Below are 21,649 nucleotides of genomic sequence, written 5' to 3' on the forward strand. Positions count from 1 at the left end.
TAAGCTAGAGGGTATGAAGAAATATACGCTTGCTTTACTCAGCTTATTTTGTTTCATTGCTGTACCTGTTCAGGCTTCTACCATGCCCCAGGCAGATTTTTCTGGCTTTAAATTGGGGCTGGGAACTTCCCCTGGTTTTTCATTGGACTTTGCCTTGGCTGAAAATTTCAGCCTGGGCGGGTCTGTGGCCATGCCCTTTTTTTATGGTGCTTTTGGCTTTACACGTTATGACGGCCATCTCAACTACCGTTTTATGAACAATGAAAGTATGGATGTCTCAGTAATTCTGGGTGTCTTTGGCGATATCAATACCTCTCAGCGTGAAGATTTAAAACTCTCTCCCGTGGGAATTCAGTTTGGCTTGGGCGTTGCCTATCATTTTAATGAGCAATTCAGTTTGCGGGTCAATATTGTGCCAGGTGTTGCTTTTCCCAATTCTACAGGCTGGGGTCTTTTCCCGCCTGGCGGGGGAATCGAGGTGGGCTACCACCCCATTCCACAATTGGAAGTCACAGGTGGCTTTAATGGCAACGGTGATATTTTTGGTTTCAATTACCGCTTCTGATGCGAAGATACCTGATCCTCTTGAGTTTGTTTGCTCTTTCTTCGCCTGTCCAGGCTTCCAGCCTGCCTGGCGCAGATGCCCAGAAGTGGGTGCTTGGAAGTGGTTCAGCCCCTGCTTTGGGCCTTGAATTTCCTTTTCAGGACAGAATCCGCTTGGGAGCGGGAGGCGCAGTCCCTTTTTACTATGGCGCACAATTTGGAATCAGCCGCTATTATGCGCATATGCAATATCTGATGCTGGCCAATGATGGCTTTTATATTTCAGGTTTGGCAGGCGTTTTTGGTGAACTGAATTTGCCTGGGCACACCCTTAGTGAAGAAATTTCACCGATTGGGATTGAGATGGGGGCCTGTTTTTCGTATCTTTTTTCTGAGCAATTGCGTTTGCGTCTGAACTTAATCCCTGGTTTTTATCTGACGCTTCCCCCGAATGGCTGGACTTTTCTTTCTCCAGCCAGTGGTTTTGAGGTGGCCTGGCGTCCCTGGGCCCCTCTGGAAATCAGTTTGGGCTTCAACGGCAATGGTGATATTTTAGGTCTCAACGGTATTTTCTAAGCCCAACCCCCGCTCGCTGAGAAAATCACCATAGCGCCCTGCTAAGATGGCCTGACGTGCATCCCGCATGAGATGAACCAGAAAGTGGATATTGTGAATGCTGACCAGTGTGCCCGCCAGCTGTTCTTCTGCTTTAAACAGATGGCGGATATAGGCCTTGGTATAGTGCTGACAGGTATGGCATTGACACTCACTGAACAAGGGCGAAAAATCCTCTTTATTTTTTGCATTGTGCAAGACCACGCGATCATTGAGCCACATGGCCTGGCCATGACGGCCCAAACGGGTGGGAATAACGCAATCAAACATATCGATCCCAGAAACCACAGCTTTGAGCATGTCAACGGGGGTGCCTACGCCCATCAGATAACGGGGTTTGTTTTGGGGCAGTAAATGCACTGTCCAATCCAGAACTTTGTGCATTTCCTCCATGCTTTCACCCACGCTCAGTCCACCGATGGCATAGCCAGGAAAATTAAGCGAGGTAATATCTCGGGCGCTCATTTCACGGAGTTCTTTAAACATTCCCCCTTGAATGATGCCAAACAGGGCTTGGTCTTCGGGGCGTTGGTGACTCTTTAAGCAACGTTCTGCCCAACGCGAGGTCATGGCAACGGATTCTTGCGTTTTTTCTTTGCCCACCCCGGCAGCCAAGCATTCGTCAAAGGCCATCATAATATCTGCGCCCAAATCGTTTTCAATTTCCATCGCTTTTTCAGGGGAGATAAAATGATGGGCCCCATCGCGGGGGGATTGAAAGCGGATGCCTTCTTCAGAGATTTTTAATAGGGAATTCAGGCTGAAAATTTGAAAACCGCCACTGTCTGTCAGCATGGGGCGTGGCCAATTCATAAAACGGTGCAAGCCCCCTGCTTGCTTGACCAAGGCGGTGCCTGGACGCAGATAGAGATGGTAGGCATTGGCCAGAATGATTTGAGTTTCCATTTCAAGTAGAAAGGGATTGTGGGGAACAGATTTCAAGGTGGCTTGGGTGCCCACAGGCATAAATACAGGTGTTTCAACCCAACCATGCTGGGTTAAAAAGCGGCCTGCACGGGCACCTGTTTGGGGACAAACCGCTTGCAATTCATATTCAAACATGGATTTTCTTTCTGAGGTCTAAAGTTTGGACTTCAGTATAACGGTTGGAGCTTACCCTTCAGAAGCCTTTCGGATCTTTTCAGCTTTTTTCGCCTGCTCCAGGGCAAACTTTTTATTCGCTTCCTGCAAATAGGCGACATAGTCCTGAAACTCAAAATCTGGCAAGGGCTGTTTGAAGATTGTCACAGGGGTTTCAGGGGGAACCCTGTCAAAGATCCAGCGGGCACCCCCGCGATCTCCCCACGATTTTTGACCGGTTTGAGGATCCGTTTCAACCGAAGGCAAACGGCTTAAGCGGATACAGCCGTGTGAGGCAGGTTTGCCCAAAAGGTAGAGATATCCGCCATCTTCAAGTGAATGGAAACCATATTCTCCTTGGTTGCCGTTGACATTGATCGCACTCCAGAAGGGCATGGGCGTATTGTTATACCGGCTGGAACGCGGATAGAAATCCTTGAAACCCAATTTGTACTCTCCGACAGGGGTTATATGCCCTGCCGCACCCGAAGATATTAGAAAACGATCAATCAAACGGTCTTCATGGGTGATTTGAACGTATTGTCGTTGATTGGGGTGCGTTTTTTCATCATAAAAGAGATTGGCCCAAATATGAAAACGTTCAGGGTGGGGGGCCAAATTTTTAAACTCTTCCCATTTCTTGGGAAAAACACTGGCAGGAAAAGGGGTAACTTTCAGTTTTAGAGCTTTTAAAAGGTGATTGGAGCTGTCTTTTAACTGAATTTCTTTTTGTCCGGGGCTTTGAAAAATCAGGGGAACTTTGAGCAGTGAACCGTTCCATTCCAATTTTTTTTCTGCGATGATGGCTTTTCCTGCGTAATCGAAATCCTGATAGCTTAAATTGAGTTGAACAGGGGCTTGATGGCTTGCGAGCAAAAGATGAAGGCTCAGTTCGACAGGTTGCCCTTCAAGACCTGAAGCGGGAAGGGATGTGCGCAGATCTCTGTCTGTTAAACTTATTCGCTGGGGTTTGGAGGCTTCAGCCAAAGCTGGGTTTTGTTCTCCGCTTTTCATGACGCTGAAAGCAATCAAGGCCAAGGGAATCAGGGCTCCTGCTAGCCAAAGATATTGTTTATTAAAATAATTTTTTTCGGGGGGTGTGCTACCAGGAAGTGGGGAAGGTGGGGTTTGAGGGGTCTCTTCTTGCGAAGGCATGGCAAATACTCCAAATCAGTCTGATCTTCAGTTTATCAGATATTTTTTTTGAATTCTGTGACTTGCATGTGCTAAACATCGGTTAGGCTCTTATTTCATCTTACTGCTACCCAGACCGACTCATATATAATGGTAAAGATCCTCAACCATGTTGAAACTGCGTGATGTCTGTTTAAAGCTATGCCTGATAAAAAAAAGTATTGTATCAATTGTTTTTTAATACTTCCTTGGGAAACGGCTGAGTGTACCCGCTGTCATTATCCTCAATTTGAGGAGGAGAGCCCACTTTATCTGCGTCCCCCCTTTCGCCTCAATGAACAGTATTATATTGGGCGCGTCTTGGGGCATGGCGGATTTGCGATTACCTATTTGGGATACGATCGAAATCTGGGCATGGCGGTTGCGATTAAAGAGTATTTTCCGATTGAATTCGCAAACCGTGATACGGATGGTATTTCTGTTGCGCCTTTCTTGGGCACAGCGACTGAAAGATTTAATGCGGGCAAAGAAAAATTTATTTCAGAGGCGCGCTTACTTGCAAATTTTCGCAGCCCCAATATTATCAAGATCCGACAGTTTTTTAAAGCATTAAATACAGCTTATTTTGTGATGGAATATCTTGAAGGGGATACCCTCACAGAATATATCCGCAACCGTGGCGGAAAGCTTCCTTTTGCTGAAGTGAAAGCCCTTCTGATGCCTCTTTTGGATGCACTGGAAGAAGTTCATCAAAAGGGGATTTATCATCGGGATATCAAACCTGACAATATTTATATGACACTTCAGAAAGAGCCCATTTTGCTCGATTTTGGGGCCGCCCGGCAGGCTTTGTCAGGCCAAACCACTCACCTTTTGGCCTTTCTGACGCCAGGTTTTGCTCCTGCAGAGCAATATTCAATCAATGGGATTCAAGGCCCCTGGACAGATATCTATTCTTTGGCGGCAACGCTCTATTATGCTCTGACAGGGATCTTGCCACCTGTGCCCGGTGACCGGCTCTTAGGGGATGCTGAGTTGATTCTTCCTTCTCAGTTGGGCATTGATATTTCTCCGCAGGATGAAGAATGGTTACTGAAAGGCTTGGAGATTCGCTGGAGCAATCGGCCTGACAGTATTCAAAACTGGCGGAATATGATCAACCGCTCAAATCAAATTGTACTCAATGACCCTGAGAGTCAAACCCGTACTGCTGAAGAAAATTTTACAAAAAGTGCCATTCTGCCGCGCCTCACCCGTCAGTATCTCACTCCCAAAGATGAAGAGGCCATTTTAGCTTCTGCAGCATTTATGGAGATTTCTTTGGATCGGGTAAAGCTTCTGATTGAGGCCGCACTGCAAGTGACCGGTGCACAGCGAATTGACGATGATCCTGATGATTTTCAATTCGAAGAGTTGCAACGCAAAGAAGAAGAACTTAAGCGCAAAGAGGAAGAACTTAAACGCTTTGAAGAATTGCGCAGCAAAGAAGAAGAACTGTGGTGGGAAGCTGAACTGGCTGAGCGCGATGCCGAAAAAAAACGCTTGGAACAAGAACAGGCCTTGATTCGGGCTGCGGAAGAAAAGCAAGTGCTTGAAAAACAGGAAATGGAAGCTGAAATTCAGCGGAAACAAGCTGAACTCAAACGCTTTGAAGAACTGCGCAGCAAAGAAGAAGAACTGTGGTGGGAAGCCGAACTGGCCGAGCGCGATGCCGAAAAAAAGCGTTTGGAAGCAGAACAGTCAAAGCTCAGAGAAGCAGAGCTAAAGCAACAACTTGAAAAAGAACGCATGGAAGCTGAACTGCACAAACGTGAAGAGGAGTTAAAGCAGCGAGAAGAAGAATTGCGCAAACTTGAGGAGCGATTGAATGCCCTCAAAACAGAACCGCTTGAACAACAACCGCTTGAAGCAAAACCCGATCCCTTGGGCCGCCAGATACAGCAAGGGCTGACCCAGGATGCTCTCGAAGATTTAGAAGAGATTTCAGAAGAAGAATTAAACCTTGAAAAAATTCTCGAAACCCTGCCAGAAAAAAAAGAGCCAAAGGTATCTTTCGAGAGCAGTTCAGATCTCATGGGGTTGGATGCCCATTATGCGCGTCTGGCTTCAGAAATTTCAGAAATTCCAGAGTCACACCATCGACTCTTTTCAGCCCATGCTGCAAGCTACCCTTCCCGTCTTACCAATTCCTTGGGGATGGAGTTTGCTTTGATACATCCCTACCAGGGTTCAGACAGCTATTCAGGCTCTCAGGTCTTCAGAGTAGGGCCCCAAGAAAACGGTTTTTCTGAACTGGCCCGTAAACCTTTCTATTTACAAACCACACCTGTGACCCAAAGACAATGGCAGTTTTTGATGTACAATCAACCCGCTCAATTTCAAGATCCGATGGCGCCTGTCGAACAGGTTTCCTGGGATGATTGCCAACTGTTTATTCATCGCTTGAATCAGTTTCAGGAGGCGAATTATCGTTTGCCCTCTGAAGTGGAATGGGAATATGCCTGTCGCGCAGGCAATCTTACCCGCTATTTCTATGGCGATGATCCTGCAAACTTGGAGCAGTATGCCTGGTTTGCAGGCAATTCTCATCAAACGACCCATCCCGTCGGCTTAAAGCGTCCCAATCCTTTGGGCCTGTTTGATATCTTGGGCAATGTCAGAGAATGGGTTCAGGATCGCTATCAGCCTTTGCCTGGTCAGCCCCCTCCTTCGGAAGATGGCAAGCAACGCGTTGTGCGCAGTGGGGCCTTTGATACTCCTGCCGAAGGTTGTACCTGCCGTCTCAGGGTGGGGCTTTCTGCTGTGCGCAGGCTTCCGAATCTGGGTTTCAGACTTCTGATTGAGATTGCTTAAGAAGCTGGAACTCAGAGAAGATGCTCCTGTATAATGGCAGGAGCGAAGTTTTTCAGTAGGAAAGAGGCAGTTTATGCAGATTTTGAAGCCGTTGAAACAGATGATTTTTGGATTGGGTTTTGCGCTCACACTTTCCAGCTTTTCCTGCGCCCAATTGCCCGTCACAACTGGAAATTCCACTGAGAACCTCACCCGCTCAAATCAGAAAACAACGGCAAGTTCAGAAATCACGAATACGGGTAGCCAAACCGCGGTTTCAGTACCCGGCCTTAAAAATATTCTGGTCTGGGAGGTGCGTCCTCCCCAGGCTGAGACCCCGGTTTCATATTTGATTGGAACCGTACATGCCCCGTTTGATGCGAGTTTTCAAGCGCCTGAGAAAGTTATTTTAGCACTCAAATCTGCTGCTCGTTTTTATATGGAAGCCGATGTCAGCAATGCTGCGGCTATCAATTCTGAAATTCAGAAATTTGCAGTGGATGTCACGCGCGATAACCAAAAATCTCTGAGTGAATCTGAGTGGGCCACGCTGAAAACACGCTTGACAGCTCAAAACCTGCCTGACCCTGTATTGATGCGCTTGCGGCCTTGGTTTATCAATTTTATGTTGGAATCTCCCCCTTCGGATCCCGCAGTTTCACCGGCTCAAATCATGGATCAGGTGCTCATGAATACGTCTAAAGCCGCTGGGGTTGAAATTGGCTATTTAGAGACCCTGACTGAACAAATTCAGGCCTTGGCTGATGGGGTCAGTGATGACATTCAGTTTACCCGTTTGAAGAAGAATTTGAGCCAACCTGTGAAAGACAGCATTGCCGAACTGAAACGTGTGATTACAGCTTATAATTCTGGCGATCTTGCAAGTTTGGCCAAATTTGATCAAGAGGATCGGGCTGAAGAGCCTGAATATTATCAAGCCATTGTCACAGCGCGAAATCAAAACTGGATTAAAATCTTAGAACCCGTATTAAAAGAGCGGGCCAGCGTGGTCGCCGTGGGCATGGGACATTTAAGCGGCTCCAGCAGTCTGAGGTCCCTATTAGAAACGAAAGGCTTCAAGCTTCAGCAATTGAAGTAATAAGCATAAATTTAATAAAGATTAATTTGCTCTTAAGAAACCTTGAGGGGCATTCAGGCGATACATTTTATAGAGAAATACAGTAGAGAGCGCCTGAATGAAATCAAAATTACTGCCTTTATTACTGCTGGGATTGACCGCTTGTCAATCACAACCTTCCCTGATGCAATCTATGGCACCTGTTCAAACGAATCTAACGGTTACAGGGATTCAAGCTCAAACACCTGCTTCTACTGCGCAAACTCAGGTTTATCTGGAAACCAGCAAGCCAATTGAAAACGAAGTGATTGTGAAATATCGCCCGGGTTTTCGCACCCAAGCGGTTCCCATGGGTGCCGAAGTGCTCGATACCTTTAATACTTCAGATGAAACCACCCAACTGCATCGAATTTCCAAAAAAACAAATCTGCAACAGGCTTTGGCTTCTTATCAGGCTGATCCCTCAGTAGAATTCGCAATTCCCAATCTCAATTTTAAAGTGCAGATGAGTCTTTTGGAAAAGGTCAAAAAGTACTTTGGCCGTTCAACAGAAGAAACCTCTGCCAAGGCCATGCCTGTGAATACGCGCTATACAGCAAGTTCTGAAACAGAGCCTGTACAGGTTAGAGCTGAAGACCCCCTGGCAGGGGATCAGTGGTATTTAAATGCCTTGCATATGCCTGAAGTCTGGACGCAAACAGGTCTGGGTAATGCTGCCGTTACAGTGGCAGTGCTTGATACAGGTGTTGATTATGACCACCCTGATTTGCAAGGACGGGTGATCAAAGGGGCTGATTATGTTGATAAGGATTACGAGCCCAAAGATATGCATGGCCATGGCACCCATGTTGCAGGCATTATTGCCGCTCAGATGAACAATTCTGAAGGTGTGACAGGATTGGCTCCCCAGGTTAAAATCATGGCTGTCAGAGTGCTTGACGCGAATGGTTCAGGCAGTTTGTTTACCATTGCCAAAGGCATTGCCTATGCAGCCAATAATGGCGCGAAAGTCATCAATCTCAGTTTGGGTTCTCCTCCAGGGGGAGGGGTGATGCGTACCCTTGCCAATTTTCTGGCGGGTTATGCCGAACGCAAAGGGGCGTTGATTGTCGCTGCTGCGGGGAATGATGGTGGAGCGATTGGCTATCCAGCCGCTGCCAGTAAATTTTTATGTGTGGGTGCCATCAATCAACAAAACCAATTGGCGAGCTTTTCAAATCGCGGTGCCGAATTGGATGTAGTTGCGCCGGGTGTTGGCATTCTTTCAACTTTTCCAACCTATGAAGTCACCGCCAATAAAATGGGGTTGCCTCAAAAATATGCCACGCTGAATGGTACGTCTATGGCCACACCGATGGTTTCTGCTCAAGCCGCTCTGATTTGGAGCCTGCATCCCTATCTCAGCCCTGCAGAAGTGCGTGAGAAAATTGAGTCTACAGCCATTGACTTGGGTGCAGTGGGTCGCGATGACCAATTTGGGAATGGCTTGGTGAGTTTTGACAATGCACTGCGTAATTAAAGCATGGGCATTCCGCTAAGCTGTTGAATCCCTGAAAGCCCACATGCTAAGCTGACTGAAGATAAGATCAGCTGGGTAAACATGGAAATCGAAGTAAAACTCCTCAATATTGATCCCCAAGAGATTCGAGAGAAACTCAGCGCTGCAGGTTGTACGCAGACGGGTTATGAGTTTCAGCAAAATCGCATGTACGATTTTCATGACAGGCGTCTCTATGAACAAGAGGATGGTAGCTATATCCGTATTCGTCAGATGCGGGATTTGGCAACAGGCAGACAGAAAAGTCTTTTGACACTCAAAAAAACGGTTTCACGCGATCAGTTTAAAATTGCCGATGAAACTGAAACCCTGGTTGATGATCCTGAAATGATGGAGTCATTTCTACTGAAATTGGGCTTTGTCCGCATCCGAATTGATGAAAAAATCAGAGAGACCTGGCAAATGCCGGGGCTTCATTTCGAGATAGATGAATGGGCCGGTATGCCCCCCTACCTGGAAGTTGAAGCTGCTGATCAAGAAACCGTTACGCAAGGCCTCGCGCTTTTGGGCTTTTCGATGCAGGATACAACGGCCATGAATTTGCGCGAAGTTCTGGCACTGTATAAAATAGAGTCTGATTCCTTACAATTTAAAGATTTTGGCCGGAAAATTCCGGGAGAAAGGCAAGCGTAATGTTGAAAGATCGAAAATTTATCATGGGCGTAGTATCTGGGCTGGTTGCCGGAGGCATGTTGGCCTTTGTTCAGCCCTTGGTGGCCGCTGATCAAGCTGGAAATTCTGCCGAACTCTTGAAAGAAGTCCAGGCGCTTCGGAAATACACTTTAGATCTTGCCAAGCAAACCCGTACCATTGCAACAGATATTTCTGAAATGAAAGGCTATGCCAAAGCAACTTCCGAGGGTGTTAGCAAACTCAATGAACGTGGCCAGTTTAAATAAATTGAAAAACCATCAAGTTCCCGTTTTAAAATTTCTTGCAGTTTTGATCACCCTCAGCAGTTTCAGTGCCTGTGAGGCTTTGGATTTGATCAATACGGTTGGAACGGTCTTGGCTCCCTCACCCTCGGCGACGCCTGCTTCAGGGGCTGCTGGTTTGCTTCAGCAATTGGTAAGTTCGGCGAAGGCGACAGCCAGCCCAACCCCCACCCATCTTTCTCAGGCGGTTGAGTTGCCTGCACAGCCCGCGCCTGTCCTCTCAGCACCTGTCTTAACCGCTCAGAAGATCAATGTGGTGAAACCCCAGGATCCCAATCCGCTCTCAGTAGATTGGAATTTGGCCCGTCAACCCAATGTTTCGCTTTCTGTCAGCAGTGAGCTCAATCCAACCTTTGAAAAAAACCGCCTGACAGATGGAAAACTCACCACCTCCTGGTTTTCATCTGCCAGTGATACGCCCAGTACAGGCAAGTTGCCTACCGTTGAGATCAGTTTCCCTCAGCCCGTGGGAATCTTTGGGATTAATCTCAGGGGCAATCGCGAACGTTTAGAGGGGCTGACAATTCAAGAGGTTTCGCTTTTAATTAGCAGCCCCCAAGGGGTTTTGCTCAGTGAAACAATCACCTTGCCAACTCAGCAAACGGATTTAAATCTGGTTTTGAGCAAACCTGTAGATGGAGCCACCTCTGTTCGATTGACCTTTACCAAAGACAACAGTCAATCGCCCGGGCTTTCTGAGATTGAAGTGGTGGGAAGATCTTAATTCAGTCAATACAATCATTGATTCTTGAAAAGCCGTTCAATCAGTTGAGCGGCTTTTTCTGTGCCCTTTTCAGCCTGAATTTCCCCTCTCGATTGCGAGAGGCAGTGAGACTTACGATTTTATACCGCAAAATTATGGGTAGATCATGATATAAGCTGACTTCCCAGGTTTGTCCACTGAAGGAACCGTGTATGCATATTGAAAGCCCACTTTTTCATAACAGCGAATGGCTCTTTTGTTTTCTGGTTCAGGATCCACAAGAATACTGACCGGGCCTTTTTCCTGTCTGATTCTGGTGATGAAGGCTTGAATGGTTTGGGTTCCGAGGCCTTGATTCAGGGACTCCGGAGAGCCAAGAAACTGATCAATACCAATGCTTCCAGCTTCTGCTTGATAATATTGAAAATATCCCAAGGGCAGTTCCTTCTCCTGCTTGATTTCTATCAGGATAAAGCGTTCTACGCCTGCTTCAGGGGTTCCATAGTGCTGAGCAACCTTTTCGAGGGTATCATCGCCATCATTCCACCATTCCAGAACATGGGGAAGCTTCAACCATTTTAAGAGCAATGGAAAATCTGTGCTTGTGAGTTTTCTGAAATAATACGTCATTCGGGATCCTTGTTGATATATTTTCTGGCTGGTGGGCGTAAAATCAGGGCTGGCGTAGTTGCTTTATAGTGCTCGTAGTCGGCTTGACCACTCCATTTTAAATCGGATTTTGCTTCCAAAAGGGGGATTCCACTGATTCGAGTTAACAAGAGTGTAATAAATAGGGGGGAGACCAGGGTCAATACTTGCCAGCCCCTGAGTTGGGGCAATGCGATCAAGGCAATACCCACCCAAAGCAGGATTTCACCAAAATAATTGGGATGTCGTGACCAAGCCCAAAGACCCGATTGAATAAATTGAGCCGCATTTTCTGGGCTTTTTCGAAAATTACTTTTCTGTTGATCTGCAATCACCTCAATGCCAAAACCGATCAACCAAATCAATATTCCCATACCCGTCAGGAGGTTGGGAGTTGCTTTGCTTTGCGTTGTGATGGCAGCCCAAGCAGCTGCCATTGAAAAAATAACCCACAACCCCTGAAGACTCCAGGCGACCAGAAAACGGGGAAAACTTTTCTTGATTTCACGAAATCGACTGTCTTCACCCACTGCTTGAATACGCAGAAATAAAAAGGAACCCAAGCGCACAGCCCAAAGGGTTATCAAGAGACTGAGTAAGAGTGAGGAAAAATCAAAATCTCCGCTGAGATATAAAGCAAGGCCTAAGGAAGTGAGATAGGTCAGACTTCCTGTTAAATCATAAAATTTTTCAGTTTGTTTGAAGAATGCAGGTATAAAAGCCAGCCACTGAATACCAAAAGACACGATGGCACACCAGAAAAAGACAGGAAGGGAGGCATAGGCTTTTCCCCCGTCACTTCCTGCCCATGCCAGCAGGAAGCCGAGCAAGACAATAAACGGCAGTGCAATCCAGGCGATAAGCTCATCTTTATTCATGATTTTAATATTCTAGGCACTGACTAAGGCTGGTTTCAAGAGCGACGAAAGCGAAGAAACGAAAAAGGCCACCCTTTACAGGTGGCCTAGAAGGGATGGACCTAGCCCATCAACATGGCGTCACCATCCAAGAGGGTTTCTTCATTGTCCAGAATGCCCTGAGGAGCCCGACTGCTGTCTTCAAAAGCATCTTGGTAGAGATGATCCATGGGCAGGGGCAAACGGCGTTGCAAAGTCTCTTTAATCGCAAGTGACTTAATTTCATTGACGACGCCGCGGTCATGGTACTGAGCGATGCGGTTCAGGAAAAGCCCCAAGGCTTGTTCCGGCTGAGCGAAAATTTTCTTCAAACCTTGAATATCCATATCCACAAGATGCATTAAATCTTGTTTGCGATCCGCAAAGTCAAAAAGCAATTCCACTTCTTCGGGGCCAACAAAGGCCAGGAAGCGCTGATACAGGGTGGCGATCACATCACTGTAGCCACGGATGAGTTCTTCCTCGTTTTGTTTACCGAAGAGATCCATTCCCATGTCCACATTGTAAAGTCTGTTGAGGAAGGTCTCCATGACTTCTCCCTGAAGGATTGCCCCGTGTTGGGGGATAATCATCAGGGGGGGAGGATCCAGAGCGCGAATCGCATCAATGGCATATTGGACTGATTTTTTCGATGGCATATAAATCTGGTGGAAAGTTTTAATGCCGTCCCAATGTCCCTCTCCTGCAAAGAGATCTAAATTACCAGGCGGATTTAAGCCGCCGAGCAAATCACCTGTAAACAAAGCACGTGCCTGACGATCATAGATGGCAAAACAACCTACAAAGTGTGCATAGGGTGTTGGCACAAAATCCAGAACATGTTGTTTACTCGTCGCCAGGGTGACTCTTCTTTGATCAAAACTGTGAATGTTTTTATAGGTTTTCGAAGGAATTTCAAAGAAACGGATCAAACGCCAGGTATCCTCAGTACACAAACAGAGAGAACGGGGATTCATTTTTGAAATAAAGGTTGAATTCATTCCCACATCAGGATCCTGATGGTTAATTGAGTACATTTGGACTTGGGTGATATCCGAAATGATGGAGCCGACCTTGCGAGAAATAGTTGGGAAAAAATCAGAAGGGCCTGGGTCGATTAAAAAATTAATGGCTCTTCCATCCGCTCGAAAGCGTCTTAAAAAGACATTAATTTGCAGAAGGCTGTTCGGATCTCTCTGGCTAACCCAAAAAATATCAGGCGCGACTTCAACAGCCTTTTCTAAATCATGTTGTTGCATTTCTTTTCCCCTTATATTGTGTGCAGCAGAAGCAAAACCTACCTACTTTGTGGAGAGGCTTTTCGTCAAACTGACTCTAGGTAATAGTCACATAGCTTCATAGTTAATTTTAGCTTGATATCTCAAACTATTAAATTGATACGTGTCAGTTCTAAACTTTGATTTTAATCAATTTTGTGCATTATGAAAAGACCCTGTGACATACTACAGTTTAGTTTGAGAACAAAAAAAAAGCAATTTTATCCGTTTTGAGATATTGATCACAAATCTGCCTATTGAAGATCACGCAAAATAAGATCATGAGACTTCAACATTCTATTCTATTGAGTTTTGCACTGAGTTTGGTAGGCTGCAGTGCCCATTTTCAATCTGCTTCACGTGAGTGGGATCAACCCAAACCCAAATTGGTGAGCCTGCAAAAATCCAATGGCAAACCTCGTTTGGTCTTGTTTGATCCAGGAAAATACCCAGTCACAGATTTAAAGTCTGAGAAAACTCAAACGTATAAACAGACGAAAAACACCTCAAACTGGAAAGTAAAACCACCTGATTTGCAAAGCAGCTCTGGTTTAACTGAATTGCCCGTGCGCTCAAGTGACCGTTTGCCACAGGGGTTTTGGGAGTCCACCACTCAGTCTGCGCCTGTTGTGGAAATTGCCAGAAAAATGATTGGCATACCCTACCGTTATGGGGGAGAGACACCTGAGCAGGGATTTGATTGTTCTGGTCTTGTACATTATGTTTTTGGCCTGAGAGGCATCGGTATGATGCGATTGGCCAATGAGCAGTTTTTGGAAGGCCAGCCAGTTTCTCGTCAGGAATTGTTGCCAGGAGATTTGGTGTTTTTTAGCATCTCAGGAAAAATTGTCGATCATGTGGGCATTTATGCTGGCGAAGCTCAGTTTATTCATGCACCTCGCACGGGGCGTGTGGTTTCCTATGATCGCCTGGATTCAGACTATTTTTCGCAGCGTTTTCAGGGGGCAAGACGTATTGCTGGTTAGTGATAACAAAAATAAGCGCCATATTTTATGACGCTTATCATATTTGTTGAAATTAATCTAATTTGAAGTCGAAATCTTTGAAATCAGAGAGAATATCAAGTACGATATTGCCATCAGCATCTTTTGAACCGGCATAGCCGCCTACAACGGCAAAGACAACATTGGCTTCTTTGGACTTCAATTCATTTTCATCGTAGAGACTGTTTCCGTTTTCATCGTTAAAAGCGAAAATTTTAAAGTTTGCTCCCTGTGCTTTTTGGGGGGCTTTGGGCAAGGCAAAATTGTATTTTCCGTCTTTTACGGGGGCAACCGCTAAAGTGGTATCACTTTCAATGGTTTTATTCTGGGTATCAATTTTATTGCCAGAGACATTCATAAACGCGCCATAGACTGCAATTTTTGTGGAAATGCCCACTTTTGAACCTGTTACGGCACCCGAAATTCCCTTATCTCCCTGAACTTCTTGCCCTGTAGAGGTTGTGGCCAGAGGAGCAGTGGGGCCGCAGGCCACCAAAGGTGAAATCATCGCAGCCAGAGCCAGGGTTCCCAAAATGTTTTTCAGTTGCATCGTTATACCTCGTATATTTTTAGACAAATTAAGTTGGCTGAAGACTCTTTCAGCACGTGTTGATACAGACGTTATCATTGCTTAAAAGGTTTCATTTCTGCCTGAATTCTAACATGACTCAGGGTTCGCGTTGCCTGTGAGCGTGATACAATCACTTGAGTTTCTTCAGCTGAGAAGATTTTAAACAAGGTGATTAAAATGTATTGGATCTATGTGCATGGTTTTAATTCTGCGGGGTATGGCAATAAAGTTGATGCCTTGAGAGCTTTCTATGGCGCTGAATCTGTATTAAATCCTACTTTGCCAGTAGATCCGGCCGAGGCCATGGCTTTTTTAAGGGCCTTGATCTCGCGTTTGCCCCAATCAGAAATTTTTTTACTGGGTTCCTCTTTGGGGGGCTTTTATAGCTTGAATTTGGCTTTGGAATTTCCTGTCAGGGCAGTTTTGATCAATCCGGCCTTGCAGAATGTGGCTGGGGGATTGCGTCAATATTTGGGAACGCTGAAGAATTGTAAAACCCAGGAGAGCTATGCCTGGACGCAAGCCGAATTGAATGCCTTGCTTGAATTGGAGTTAAATGCAGAGAAGGTACGTGCCGCTTCTTCCCGTATTTTGGCCTATCTAGACCAGGACGATGAAGTTTTGCCCACTGCAGAACATGCTGCCCTGCTCGAATCCTGGCAAATTTCCAGCCAAGTGTTTTCAGGGGGAAATCATCAGTTCCAGCATATGCAAGAAGCTTTGGGTGATTTAAATCAACGCTTGGCTGCGGGGCGCTTCTGAACCCGATTTCGTCCTTTTTCTCCCAGCAGGATGCCAGATTTTTGCAATAAAGGCCTTTGTGGTGAGGGGAGTTTCTTGAATTGACCCAATGAATCGGGCTGCCAGAGTACGAGATAGTTTTCTGGTAAACGTGCCATGGGAGGATGCAAGAATGCCTGACCAGGACTGAATTTCTGAGCGCTGAGGAAGACTTCTGGTGCTTGCGGCGAGGCTTTGAGGGCAGTAAATAACTGGTGGGCAGAGAGATAGGTTAATGTGGCCAAAGGAGAAGTCTCTCCAAAACGGCTCCGATACTTTTTGCTGAATTCTTCAGGCGTTTCCATATCCGGAAAGACGGTAAGAACATTCTGAACATTGCTTTTTCCGGCTTGCCGGATGAATTCTTTATCAAATAAGTCTTGTGGACCTGCCAATACCAAATTGAGGTTAAGATTGGAAAGATTTTGAGCCCATTGAGCGGCACCTGAATAACCTCCCGCATATAAAATAACTTCGGTTTCATTTTCAAGCAGGTTTTGAATATTTTTGAGTGAGGGTTCTGAGTTTTGGATTATTTGAGAAACAGTTTTGAGTTGAAAGAAATTTAATTGACGTTGATATGCTTTTTGCAAGGCCCGTGCAAAAAGACTTTCGGGTTCTGTGACAATTGCGAAGCGTTTATAGCCACTTTTTACGAGATAATTGATCAGGCTTTGAGCTTCCTGATCGGGGTTGGCGAGGTTTTGCATGATACCATGTGCCGTACCAGGATTTTCAAGCTGAATGCGCCCTGGGGCCAGAACCAAGAGCTTTTTTTCTAAGTAATGCGGTAAAATTTCCTGACTGATTTCTGCTCCCGCTAAAAAGAAAAGGCCTTTTGAATTTAGTTTCAAGAGATCACGACTGTTTTCGCGTGCAAGGGTGGGATCGCCTCGGTGATCGCGAATATTTAAACTAATGGTATTGCCTGCGATGCCGCCAGATTGATTGATTTCTTCAACAGCGAGTAGCAGTGCATTGACGATACTTTGACCGCGCGGCGCTTCTGGGCCGGTCAGTGGGATGGATACACTTAAATTGATACTGTTTTGTGGAAAACAGGCATTTAAGTTGAGGATAAGCGGAAGCAGAGCGGCCCATTTGAGGCAAGACAATTTCATCAAAAAAAATTAACCAGCGCTTTGACGGTTTTTGAGAGGCTTTGAAAAGAGCAATAGGGTTTGTTGACGCGTGTTTTTCAATTCTGTTTGAAGTGCCAGATCATTCTCGGGGTTTGCAAGACTGAGTTTATGCTTTAAAAACTGAATATCCTGTTGTATTTGTTGAGCCATGGCAGTGGAGAGGGTATGTGTACATGCCTGGCATTGTTCGAGTGCTCTCAGCGACTCTTTTTCTTTGCCTTGCTCATAATAGGCGCGGGCCAAGAGGAAATAAACACTTGCCTCAGAGGCTCCGACGGGGAGCTGTGAGACATAGACCAATGTTTTTACGGCATCTTCTAAACGCAGGCATTCACGGTAGGCAAATGCCAGGTAAAGATAGGCATCTAATTGATCGGGACGCGAAAGGATGGCGTGTTTAAATGCCTCAATCGCATTTTCATGTTGATTGAGTCGGGCGTAAATAAAGCCTTGCAGTCGGTAACTCATTTCCCATTCTGGAAGATGAGGCCATTCCGCTTCGTTTAACAAATTCTGAATCATTTTATTGGCTTGAGCGTATTCACCCAGATGATAATAAAGATTGGCTAAATTATGGCGGATCTCATGGGATTCAGGCTGGGCTTTAAGCAACATTTGATAGAGATTGAGGGCTTCATGGTAAAAGCCCATTTCATGTGCCAATGTGGCTTGCGCGTAACGTGTGGGGGGGTGTGCAGGATCCAGTTCAGCTGCCTTGCGATAATGATCCAGGGCAGTTTCTCGGTGACCCTCTAAATAATAGATATGTGCCACTTCAGCATAGGGAGGAGCCCAATCAGGCCAGGTTTGCATCAGTTGTTGAAAATGTGCCAACGCTTCGTAGCGACGATTCAATTTATGCAATAAGTGTGCCACTTCAAAATGATAATTTTTATTTTGGGGATCCAATTTCCAGGCCTGCTCATGTAAAACACAGGCAGATTCAATAAAGCCCTCAGCTTTTTCAATCTGACCCAAAGCAAAATAAATCGAAGGATCGTCTTTGGCGGTCTCTAAAATCCGTTCAAAACAACGACGGGCTCGGGGCCATTCTTTTCGCTCTTGGTAAATATGCCCCAACATTTTGAGTGAGGGCAAGTGGTAGCCATTTTTTTGTAGGGCCAAGAGGCAGTATTCCCGCCCGGCATCAGCTTGATGCAGTTCTTCAAGACGCATTCTGCCTTCGGCGTAGTAAATATCAGCGTCTTCCAAAAGCAGTTCAATTTCCTGCGCCATTTTACGGGCTGTGGGGATGCGATAATCTCGATCTTTTTGCAAGCTTTTAAAAATCAGACTTTCAAGTGAAGCTGGAATCCAAGGGTTGAGTTTTTGTAAACTGGGGGGAGAACTCTTCAGAACATTCTGAGCCAAATCATTCTGATCCTCCCCTGTAAACGGGAGTTGACCCGTCAGAAGCTGATAAAAAACAATACCCGTAGAAAACAAGTCTGTACGGTAATCTAAATCGACATCACAGTTGATTTGCTCAGGAGACATATAGGCAAGCGTACCTTGAAGCATTCTGGTTTGTGTTAATTGGGGCGCAAAAACCTGTCTTGAGCAGCCAAAGTCAGTTAAAAATAATCGATTTTCGTTATTTACTAAAATATTTGAAGGTTTAATATCGCGGTGGATGACGCCTTGTTCATGCAGGTAATGGAGCGCTTGACAGAGTTGTTGAATTAAATCAAGTGCTTCTAAGAGTGTAAAACGCTGTCCTGATTTGAGTTTTTCTTCAAGATTGGGGGCTGGAATATATTCTAAAACCAAGCAGGGTAAGCCTTGAGCCTCGAAGACTTCAATCGCTGGAATGATACGGGGATGGTGTAAAAATTGATGAATTTCACATTCCCGTCGAAAGCGTTGGATCTGTTCTTCTTCACTGAGGTTGCTGCGTCTATCGGCTTGATACTGTTTAAGAATGACGCGTTTGCCCTGAAGATTTCGGGCGAGAAAGAGACGGCTTCCTATATGAGACGATAGTTCTTTAAGAAGGGTATAGTCTCCAACAGTCCATTCCTGGTTGCCAGTTGTATTTTCCAGCATATTCTCCGGGGTGTGCATTCCAAACGTGATTATTCCGGGGCAATGGAAACCTGACATGGGGTGCAATCCCAGTCAATGAGCCTGATTCCTATGATCCACTGTCAAACAAGCATAACATAAGTTTAAATCAGAGAATATAGCCTTTGACACATTTCAGAAGAAATTATTGTAATTTGTAAACACTTATGATTTCAGTTGCTTAATGAGTTTATTTGCCGACATTTCAAGATTTTTTAAAACTTCCATACTTGGTTTGATTGCTTGAAAGCGATAGGCATCTAATGATTCTAAAAACGCTTCAATTTCATTGGGCAGCTGAGGGGGGCATTTCGGACTTTCGGCTAGAAAATTGCAAATTTCCTGGGTAGTCATGCCACTGTGCAGATTGGGGTCATAGTCAAGTAAAGTTTGTTTAAAGCTGTTTCTAATATTTTCGAGACTTAAGGGTTCATCTGTTTGGCTTATGGATGAGCGATGCGCATTCTGTGCGATTGAAATAGAGTGGGGTCTAGGCTGCTGAGACTTGGTGTGTTTTTTTTGCTTCAGAAAAATCATTCCTCCGCCCAGAATTAAGAATATGGGGAGGAGTATCCATGTCCAAGTGAATGGCTTCTCTGGGGCTTTAACAATTAAGTTGATGGCTTGGGTCTGAATCGCCTTTCCGTTTTCATCTCCCAGAGCCAGTTCAGGAATTCTGTATTCTCCTGCCTTATCTGCTACCAGCGTAAAACCATAGGTCTGAATCATGCGCATGCTTTGATCCAGACTCGAAATATTTTGACCTGTTTGGGTAGCCAGCAGTTTTAAACCTTGAATCTCTGGCAGTTGTGGAGTGGGTGCTTGAATGAGCTGTTGATTTTGGTTGAGATCGACAATGCGTTGAATACTCAAAACAACAGGTTCTCCGGGTTTGGCAGGATTGGGGCTGAGTTCGGTATGAACCAAGACCTTGGCCTGAAGCACTTGACTGCTTCCCAATAGGCAAATGCCTATCAGGAAGAGGGTTTTAAGCAGATTTATGACAGACCTTTGCCTGCTACACGTCTTATCCATTGACTCATCTGTTCAGGGTTGTCTGAAAGGGCCAGGGCGTCTGAACCGCTGATGACACAGTTGTCATAGAATTCGAACAGAGACATATTCCCCGATTGCATTCCGTCGTAAGGGCTGGTTTCAATGACTTTGTAGAGCTCATTGATTTCATTGCGGCGGATATAGTCGCGGGAATTGTCTCCCCGAGCGTTGGGGGTGATCAACAGAATTTCGATCGAGCATACGCGGCCTGGGCGATCCCAGCGTTTCAAGAGACGTTGAGAAATCGAAGCTCTGATGGTTTCAGATAGCTGTAAGCGAACCTGTTCTTGTTCATGCGGGGGGAAGGTATTGATAATACGGTTAATGGTTTGAACGGCGTCATTGGTGTGCAGGGTGCTCAAAACCAAGTGACCTGTTTCTGCCGCTTTCAAGCCTGCAATAATCGTATCCTGGTCACGCATTTCCCCGATCAGAATGATATCTGGTTTTTGACGTAAGCCGGCGCGCATCCCCATTGGGAAAGACAGGGAGTCAATTTCTACCGCGCGTTGGGTAAAAATTGAATTTTTGTTGGTATAAACATATTCCACTGGGTTTTCCAGGGTGAGCACGTGGCTTTTGCGGTTTTGATTGGCAAATTCAATAATCGACGCCAGGGTGGTGGTCTTGCCTGAACCGGTTTGACCTGTTACCAAAACCAGGCCCAAACGCTCAAATACCAGTTTTTTCAAAATCTGAGGAATAATCAAGACATGGGTGGGCAATGGGTCATTGGGGATCAGACGCATGACCAGACCTACCGTACCCTGAGACCAATACACATTACAACGGAAACGGGCAACTCCTGGAACTGAAAAAGACGTATCCATTTCACGGGTTTCTTCAAACTGAAGAATCTGCTCTTCGCTCAATTGTCGGTAGGCGTAGTGCTGGGTATCTTCGGGCTCCATGAATTTTTCAAAATCGGGGTGGGGAATAACATCCCCACGCAAAACCCCAATCGGACGGCAGCCTGCTTTGAGGTGAATATCATCTGCGCCCCATTGCACCATGGCTTTGAGAATATTAAACATCGAAGGGATATCGCGATCCCGCTCGTATTCATCCTGTTCAAAACCGCTTAAATCCAGTTCTTTGGCTTCTGAGGTCATGGAGCGGAAACGGCTGTCAACGATCTCTTCGATATCCGGTCGAATCGCTTCCAATTCATCGCCGACCTGATCGGGCATGCCGAGGGGCTCTACCACTTTCATGAAGTTTTTTATTTCAAGGAATTGATCGGTGGTGCCCAAGGGGCTGTCGCCCAGATTGCGCATGATTTCGCGGAAACCAGGTACTTTGTGCTGGGTAATGCCATGGACAATTTCCATGGGAATCACGATATTTTTATTCGTGATCGGGTTGGCGACTTCAAGATAGACACCGTTGATAATCGATTCATCACCTGGGAAAGAGGATTTTGTTTTTTGATTGCGAAAATGGGTAATGCAATAGGGTTTCTTTTTAGCTTTGCATTCTTCAACCACTTCTTGAACAATTTGATCATGAATCTGACGCAATTCGAGATTATCAAAGACTGAGCGAACGGCCGGAATATAGCGCTCCATAACCATGTCGCGCAACATGTTTTCGCTCATCAGTTTCCTGAGGTAAGCCGCTGTTGCATCTAATTTCTGAGGCTGCAGCATATCAGGGAAATCTTGCGACATTGGAGCAAACCCTCGTTTCGTGTGGTGATTGGTCGTATCCTATTGTAAACGATGAAAGGCCAA

The 21,649-nt window shown here is 45.7% G+C and carries 20 protein-coding genes; 10 read left to right on the forward strand and 10 right to left on the reverse strand.

Translation table 11 applies throughout. The features are described 5' to 3' along the window. The first annotated feature begins 13 nt into the window (after positions 1 to 13). Both COW20_09845 and COW20_09850 read left to right on the forward strand, forming a co-directional pair. The gene (locus COW20_09845) at positions 14 to 565 is read left to right on the forward strand and encodes a hypothetical protein (GenBank protein PIW48380.1); all 552 of its coding nucleotides are present in this window, start codon (positions 14 to 16) and stop codon (positions 563 to 565) included. Then, complete coding sequence (locus COW20_09850) at positions 565 to 1,119, forward strand: hypothetical protein (GenBank protein PIW48381.1); 555 nt, start codon at positions 565 to 567, stop codon at positions 1,117 to 1,119. The genes COW20_09845 and COW20_09850 overlap by 1 nt, the downstream gene beginning before the upstream one ends. Here the strand turns inward: COW20_09850 and COW20_09855 are convergent. Both COW20_09855 and COW20_09860 read right to left on the reverse strand, forming a co-directional pair. Beyond that, a complete protein-coding gene (locus COW20_09855) occupies positions 1,096 to 2,220 on the reverse strand; it encodes a tRNA guanosine(34) transglycosylase Tgt (protein PIW48382.1) in 1,125 nt (374 codons plus the stop codon). The genes COW20_09850 and COW20_09855 overlap by 24 nt on opposite strands. Positions 2,221 to 2,271: 51 nt before the next feature. Beyond that, positions 2,272 to 3,393 carry a hypothetical protein gene (locus COW20_09860; GenBank protein ID PIW48383.1) on the reverse strand — a complete coding sequence of 374 codons (1,122 nt, stop codon included), beginning with the start codon at positions 3,391 to 3,393 and terminating at the stop codon, positions 2,272 to 2,274. A gap of 180 nt (positions 3,394 to 3,573) precedes the next feature. On the opposite strand from COW20_09860, the gene COW20_09865 reads away from it, so the two are divergent. The 6 genes from COW20_09865 (at position 3,574) to COW20_09890 (ending at position 10,499) form a co-directional block, all read left to right on the forward strand. After that, positions 3,574 to 6,225: a hypothetical protein gene (locus tag COW20_09865; GenBank protein ID PIW48384.1), complete on the forward strand. Its 2,652-nt coding sequence runs from the start codon at positions 3,574 to 3,576 to the stop codon at positions 6,223 to 6,225. A 73-nt stretch (positions 6,226 to 6,298) separates the two neighbouring features. Continuing rightward, on the forward strand, positions 6,299 to 7,303 hold the full coding sequence (locus tag COW20_09870; GenBank protein ID PIW48385.1) for a hypothetical protein: 1,005 nt from the start codon (positions 6,299 to 6,301) through the stop codon (positions 7,301 to 7,303). A gap of 97 nt (positions 7,304 to 7,400) precedes the next feature. Then, on the forward strand, positions 7,401 to 8,801 hold the full coding sequence (locus tag COW20_09875; GenBank protein ID PIW48386.1) for a hypothetical protein: 1,401 nt from the start codon (positions 7,401 to 7,403) through the stop codon (positions 8,799 to 8,801). Between the two features lie 81 nt (positions 8,802 to 8,882). Then, a complete protein-coding gene (locus COW20_09880) occupies positions 8,883 to 9,473 on the forward strand; it encodes a hypothetical protein (protein PIW48387.1) in 591 nt (196 codons plus the stop codon). Next, positions 9,473 to 9,739, forward strand: a complete 267-nt coding sequence (locus COW20_09885) for a hypothetical protein (protein PIW48388.1) — start codon at positions 9,473 to 9,475, stop codon at positions 9,737 to 9,739. Before COW20_09880 ends, COW20_09885 begins: the two co-directional genes overlap by 1 nt. Then, positions 9,717 to 10,499, forward strand: a complete 783-nt coding sequence (locus tag COW20_09890; GenBank protein PIW48389.1) for a hypothetical protein — start codon at positions 9,717 to 9,719, stop codon at positions 10,497 to 10,499. The genes COW20_09885 and COW20_09890 overlap by 23 nt, the downstream gene beginning before the upstream one ends. 132 nt (positions 10,500 to 10,631) lie before the next feature. On the opposite strand, the gene COW20_09895 is transcribed toward COW20_09890, so the two are convergent. The 3 genes from COW20_09895 to COW20_09905 form a co-directional block, all read right to left on the reverse strand. Continuing rightward, the gene (locus COW20_09895; GenBank protein ID PIW48390.1) at positions 10,632 to 11,108 is read right to left on the reverse strand and encodes a GNAT family N-acetyltransferase; all 477 of its coding nucleotides are present in this window, start codon (positions 11,106 to 11,108) and stop codon (positions 10,632 to 10,634) included. Continuing rightward, positions 11,105 to 12,004 carry a hypothetical protein gene (locus COW20_09900; protein PIW48391.1) on the reverse strand — a complete coding sequence of 300 codons (900 nt, stop codon included), beginning with the start codon at positions 12,002 to 12,004 and terminating at the stop codon, positions 11,105 to 11,107. The genes COW20_09895 and COW20_09900 overlap by 4 nt, the downstream gene beginning before the upstream one ends. 101 nt (positions 12,005 to 12,105) lie before the next feature. Next, complete coding sequence (locus COW20_09905) at positions 12,106 to 13,281, reverse strand: hypothetical protein (GenBank protein ID PIW48392.1); 1,176 nt, start codon at positions 13,279 to 13,281, stop codon at positions 12,106 to 12,108. A gap of 299 nt (positions 13,282 to 13,580) precedes the next feature. Between COW20_09905 and COW20_09910 the strand changes: the two genes are divergently transcribed. After that, positions 13,581 to 14,285, forward strand: coding sequence for a hypothetical protein (locus COW20_09910; GenBank protein PIW48393.1), 705 nt, complete (start codon positions 13,581 to 13,583; stop codon positions 14,283 to 14,285). Positions 14,286 to 14,337: 52 nt separating this feature from the next. Here COW20_09910 and COW20_09915 read toward each other — a convergent pair whose 3' ends face one another. Then, complete coding sequence (locus COW20_09915) at positions 14,338 to 14,853, reverse strand: hypothetical protein (protein ID PIW48394.1); 516 nt, start codon at positions 14,851 to 14,853, stop codon at positions 14,338 to 14,340. Between the two features lie 198 nt (positions 14,854 to 15,051). On the opposite strand from COW20_09915, the gene COW20_09920 reads away from it, so the two are divergent. Further along, the gene (locus COW20_09920) at positions 15,052 to 15,636 is read left to right on the forward strand and encodes an esterase (GenBank protein PIW48395.1); all 585 of its coding nucleotides are present in this window, start codon (positions 15,052 to 15,054) and stop codon (positions 15,634 to 15,636) included. On the opposite strand, the gene COW20_09925 is transcribed toward COW20_09920, so the two are convergent. The 4 genes from COW20_09925 to COW20_09940 all read right to left on the reverse strand — a co-directional run bounded on the left by COW20_09925 (position 15,609) and on the right by COW20_09940 (position 21,586). Next, positions 15,609 to 16,775 carry a hypothetical protein gene (locus COW20_09925; protein ID PIW48396.1) on the reverse strand — a complete coding sequence of 389 codons (1,167 nt, stop codon included), beginning with the start codon at positions 16,773 to 16,775 and terminating at the stop codon, positions 15,609 to 15,611. The genes COW20_09920 and COW20_09925 overlap by 28 nt on opposite strands. A gap of 9 nt (positions 16,776 to 16,784) precedes the next feature. Next, positions 16,785 to 18,899 carry a hypothetical protein gene (locus COW20_09930; protein PIW48397.1) on the reverse strand — a complete coding sequence of 705 codons (2,115 nt, stop codon included), beginning with the start codon at positions 18,897 to 18,899 and terminating at the stop codon, positions 16,785 to 16,787. A 126-nt stretch (positions 18,900 to 19,025) separates the two neighbouring features. Beyond that, positions 19,026 to 19,805, reverse strand: coding sequence for a hypothetical protein (locus tag COW20_09935; protein ID PIW48398.1), 780 nt, complete (start codon positions 19,803 to 19,805; stop codon positions 19,026 to 19,028). A 53-nt stretch (positions 19,806 to 19,858) separates the two neighbouring features. Then, positions 19,859 to 21,586 (reverse strand): hypothetical protein, encoded by a 1,728-nt coding sequence (locus tag COW20_09940; GenBank protein ID PIW48399.1) that lies wholly within the window; start codon positions 21,584 to 21,586, stop codon positions 19,859 to 19,861. Between the last annotated feature and the right edge of the window lie 63 nt (positions 21,587 to 21,649).

The sequence above is a fragment of the bacterium (Candidatus Blackallbacteria) CG13_big_fil_rev_8_21_14_2_50_49_14 genome, assembly GCA_002783405.1.
In the GTDB taxonomy this organism is placed as follows: Bacteria; Cyanobacteriota; Sericytochromatia; order UBA7694; family UBA7694.

Bases quoted from the DNA above. Each gene is read 5' to 3' on its own strand.
- COW20_09870 (PIW48385.1), top strand. From the start codon at position 6,299: ATGCAGATTTTGAAGCCGTTGAAACAGATGATTTTTGGATTGGGTTTT.
- COW20_09875 (PIW48386.1), top strand. From the start codon at position 7,401: ATGAAATCAAAATTACTGCCTTTATTACTGCTGGGATTGACCGCTTGT.
- COW20_09900 (PIW48391.1), bottom strand. From the start codon at position 12,004: ATGAATAAAGATGAGCTTATCGCCTGGATTGCACTGCCGTTTATTGTC.
- COW20_09865 (PIW48384.1), top strand. From the start codon at position 3,574: ATGCCTGATAAAAAAAAGTATTGTATCAATTGTTTTTTAATACTTCCT.
- COW20_09915 (PIW48394.1), bottom strand. From the start codon at position 14,853: ATGCAACTGAAAAACATTTTGGGAACCCTGGCTCTGGCTGCGATGATT.
- COW20_09845 (PIW48380.1), top strand. From the start codon at position 14: ATGAAGAAATATACGCTTGCTTTACTCAGCTTATTTTGTTTCATTGCT.
- COW20_09850 (PIW48381.1), top strand. From the start codon at position 565: ATGCGAAGATACCTGATCCTCTTGAGTTTGTTTGCTCTTTCTTCGCCT.
- COW20_09890 (PIW48389.1), top strand. From the start codon at position 9,717: ATGAACGTGGCCAGTTTAAATAAATTGAAAAACCATCAAGTTCCCGTT.
- COW20_09925 (PIW48396.1), bottom strand. From the start codon at position 16,775: ATGAAATTGTCTTGCCTCAAATGGGCCGCTCTGCTTCCGCTTATCCTC.
- COW20_09920 (PIW48395.1), top strand. From the start codon at position 15,052: ATGTATTGGATCTATGTGCATGGTTTTAATTCTGCGGGGTATGGCAAT.
- COW20_09895 (PIW48390.1), bottom strand. From the start codon at position 11,108: ATGACGTATTATTTCAGAAAACTCACAAGCACAGATTTTCCATTGCTC.
- COW20_09880 (PIW48387.1), top strand. From the start codon at position 8,883: ATGGAAATCGAAGTAAAACTCCTCAATATTGATCCCCAAGAGATTCGA.
- COW20_09885 (PIW48388.1), top strand. From the start codon at position 9,473: ATGTTGAAAGATCGAAAATTTATCATGGGCGTAGTATCTGGGCTGGTT.
- COW20_09940 (PIW48399.1), bottom strand. From the start codon at position 21,586: ATGTCGCAAGATTTCCCTGATATGCTGCAGCCTCAGAAATTAGATGCA.
- COW20_09905 (PIW48392.1), bottom strand. From the start codon at position 13,281: ATGCAACAACATGATTTAGAAAAGGCTGTTGAAGTCGCGCCTGATATT.
- COW20_09860 (PIW48383.1), bottom strand. From the start codon at position 3,393: ATGCCTTCGCAAGAAGAGACCCCTCAAACCCCACCTTCCCCACTTCCT.
- COW20_09910 (PIW48393.1), top strand. From the start codon at position 13,581: ATGAGACTTCAACATTCTATTCTATTGAGTTTTGCACTGAGTTTGGTA.
- COW20_09930 (PIW48397.1), bottom strand. From the start codon at position 18,899: ATGTCAGGTTTCCATTGCCCCGGAATAATCACGTTTGGAATGCACACC.
- COW20_09855 (PIW48382.1), bottom strand. From the start codon at position 2,220: ATGTTTGAATATGAATTGCAAGCGGTTTGTCCCCAAACAGGTGCCCGT.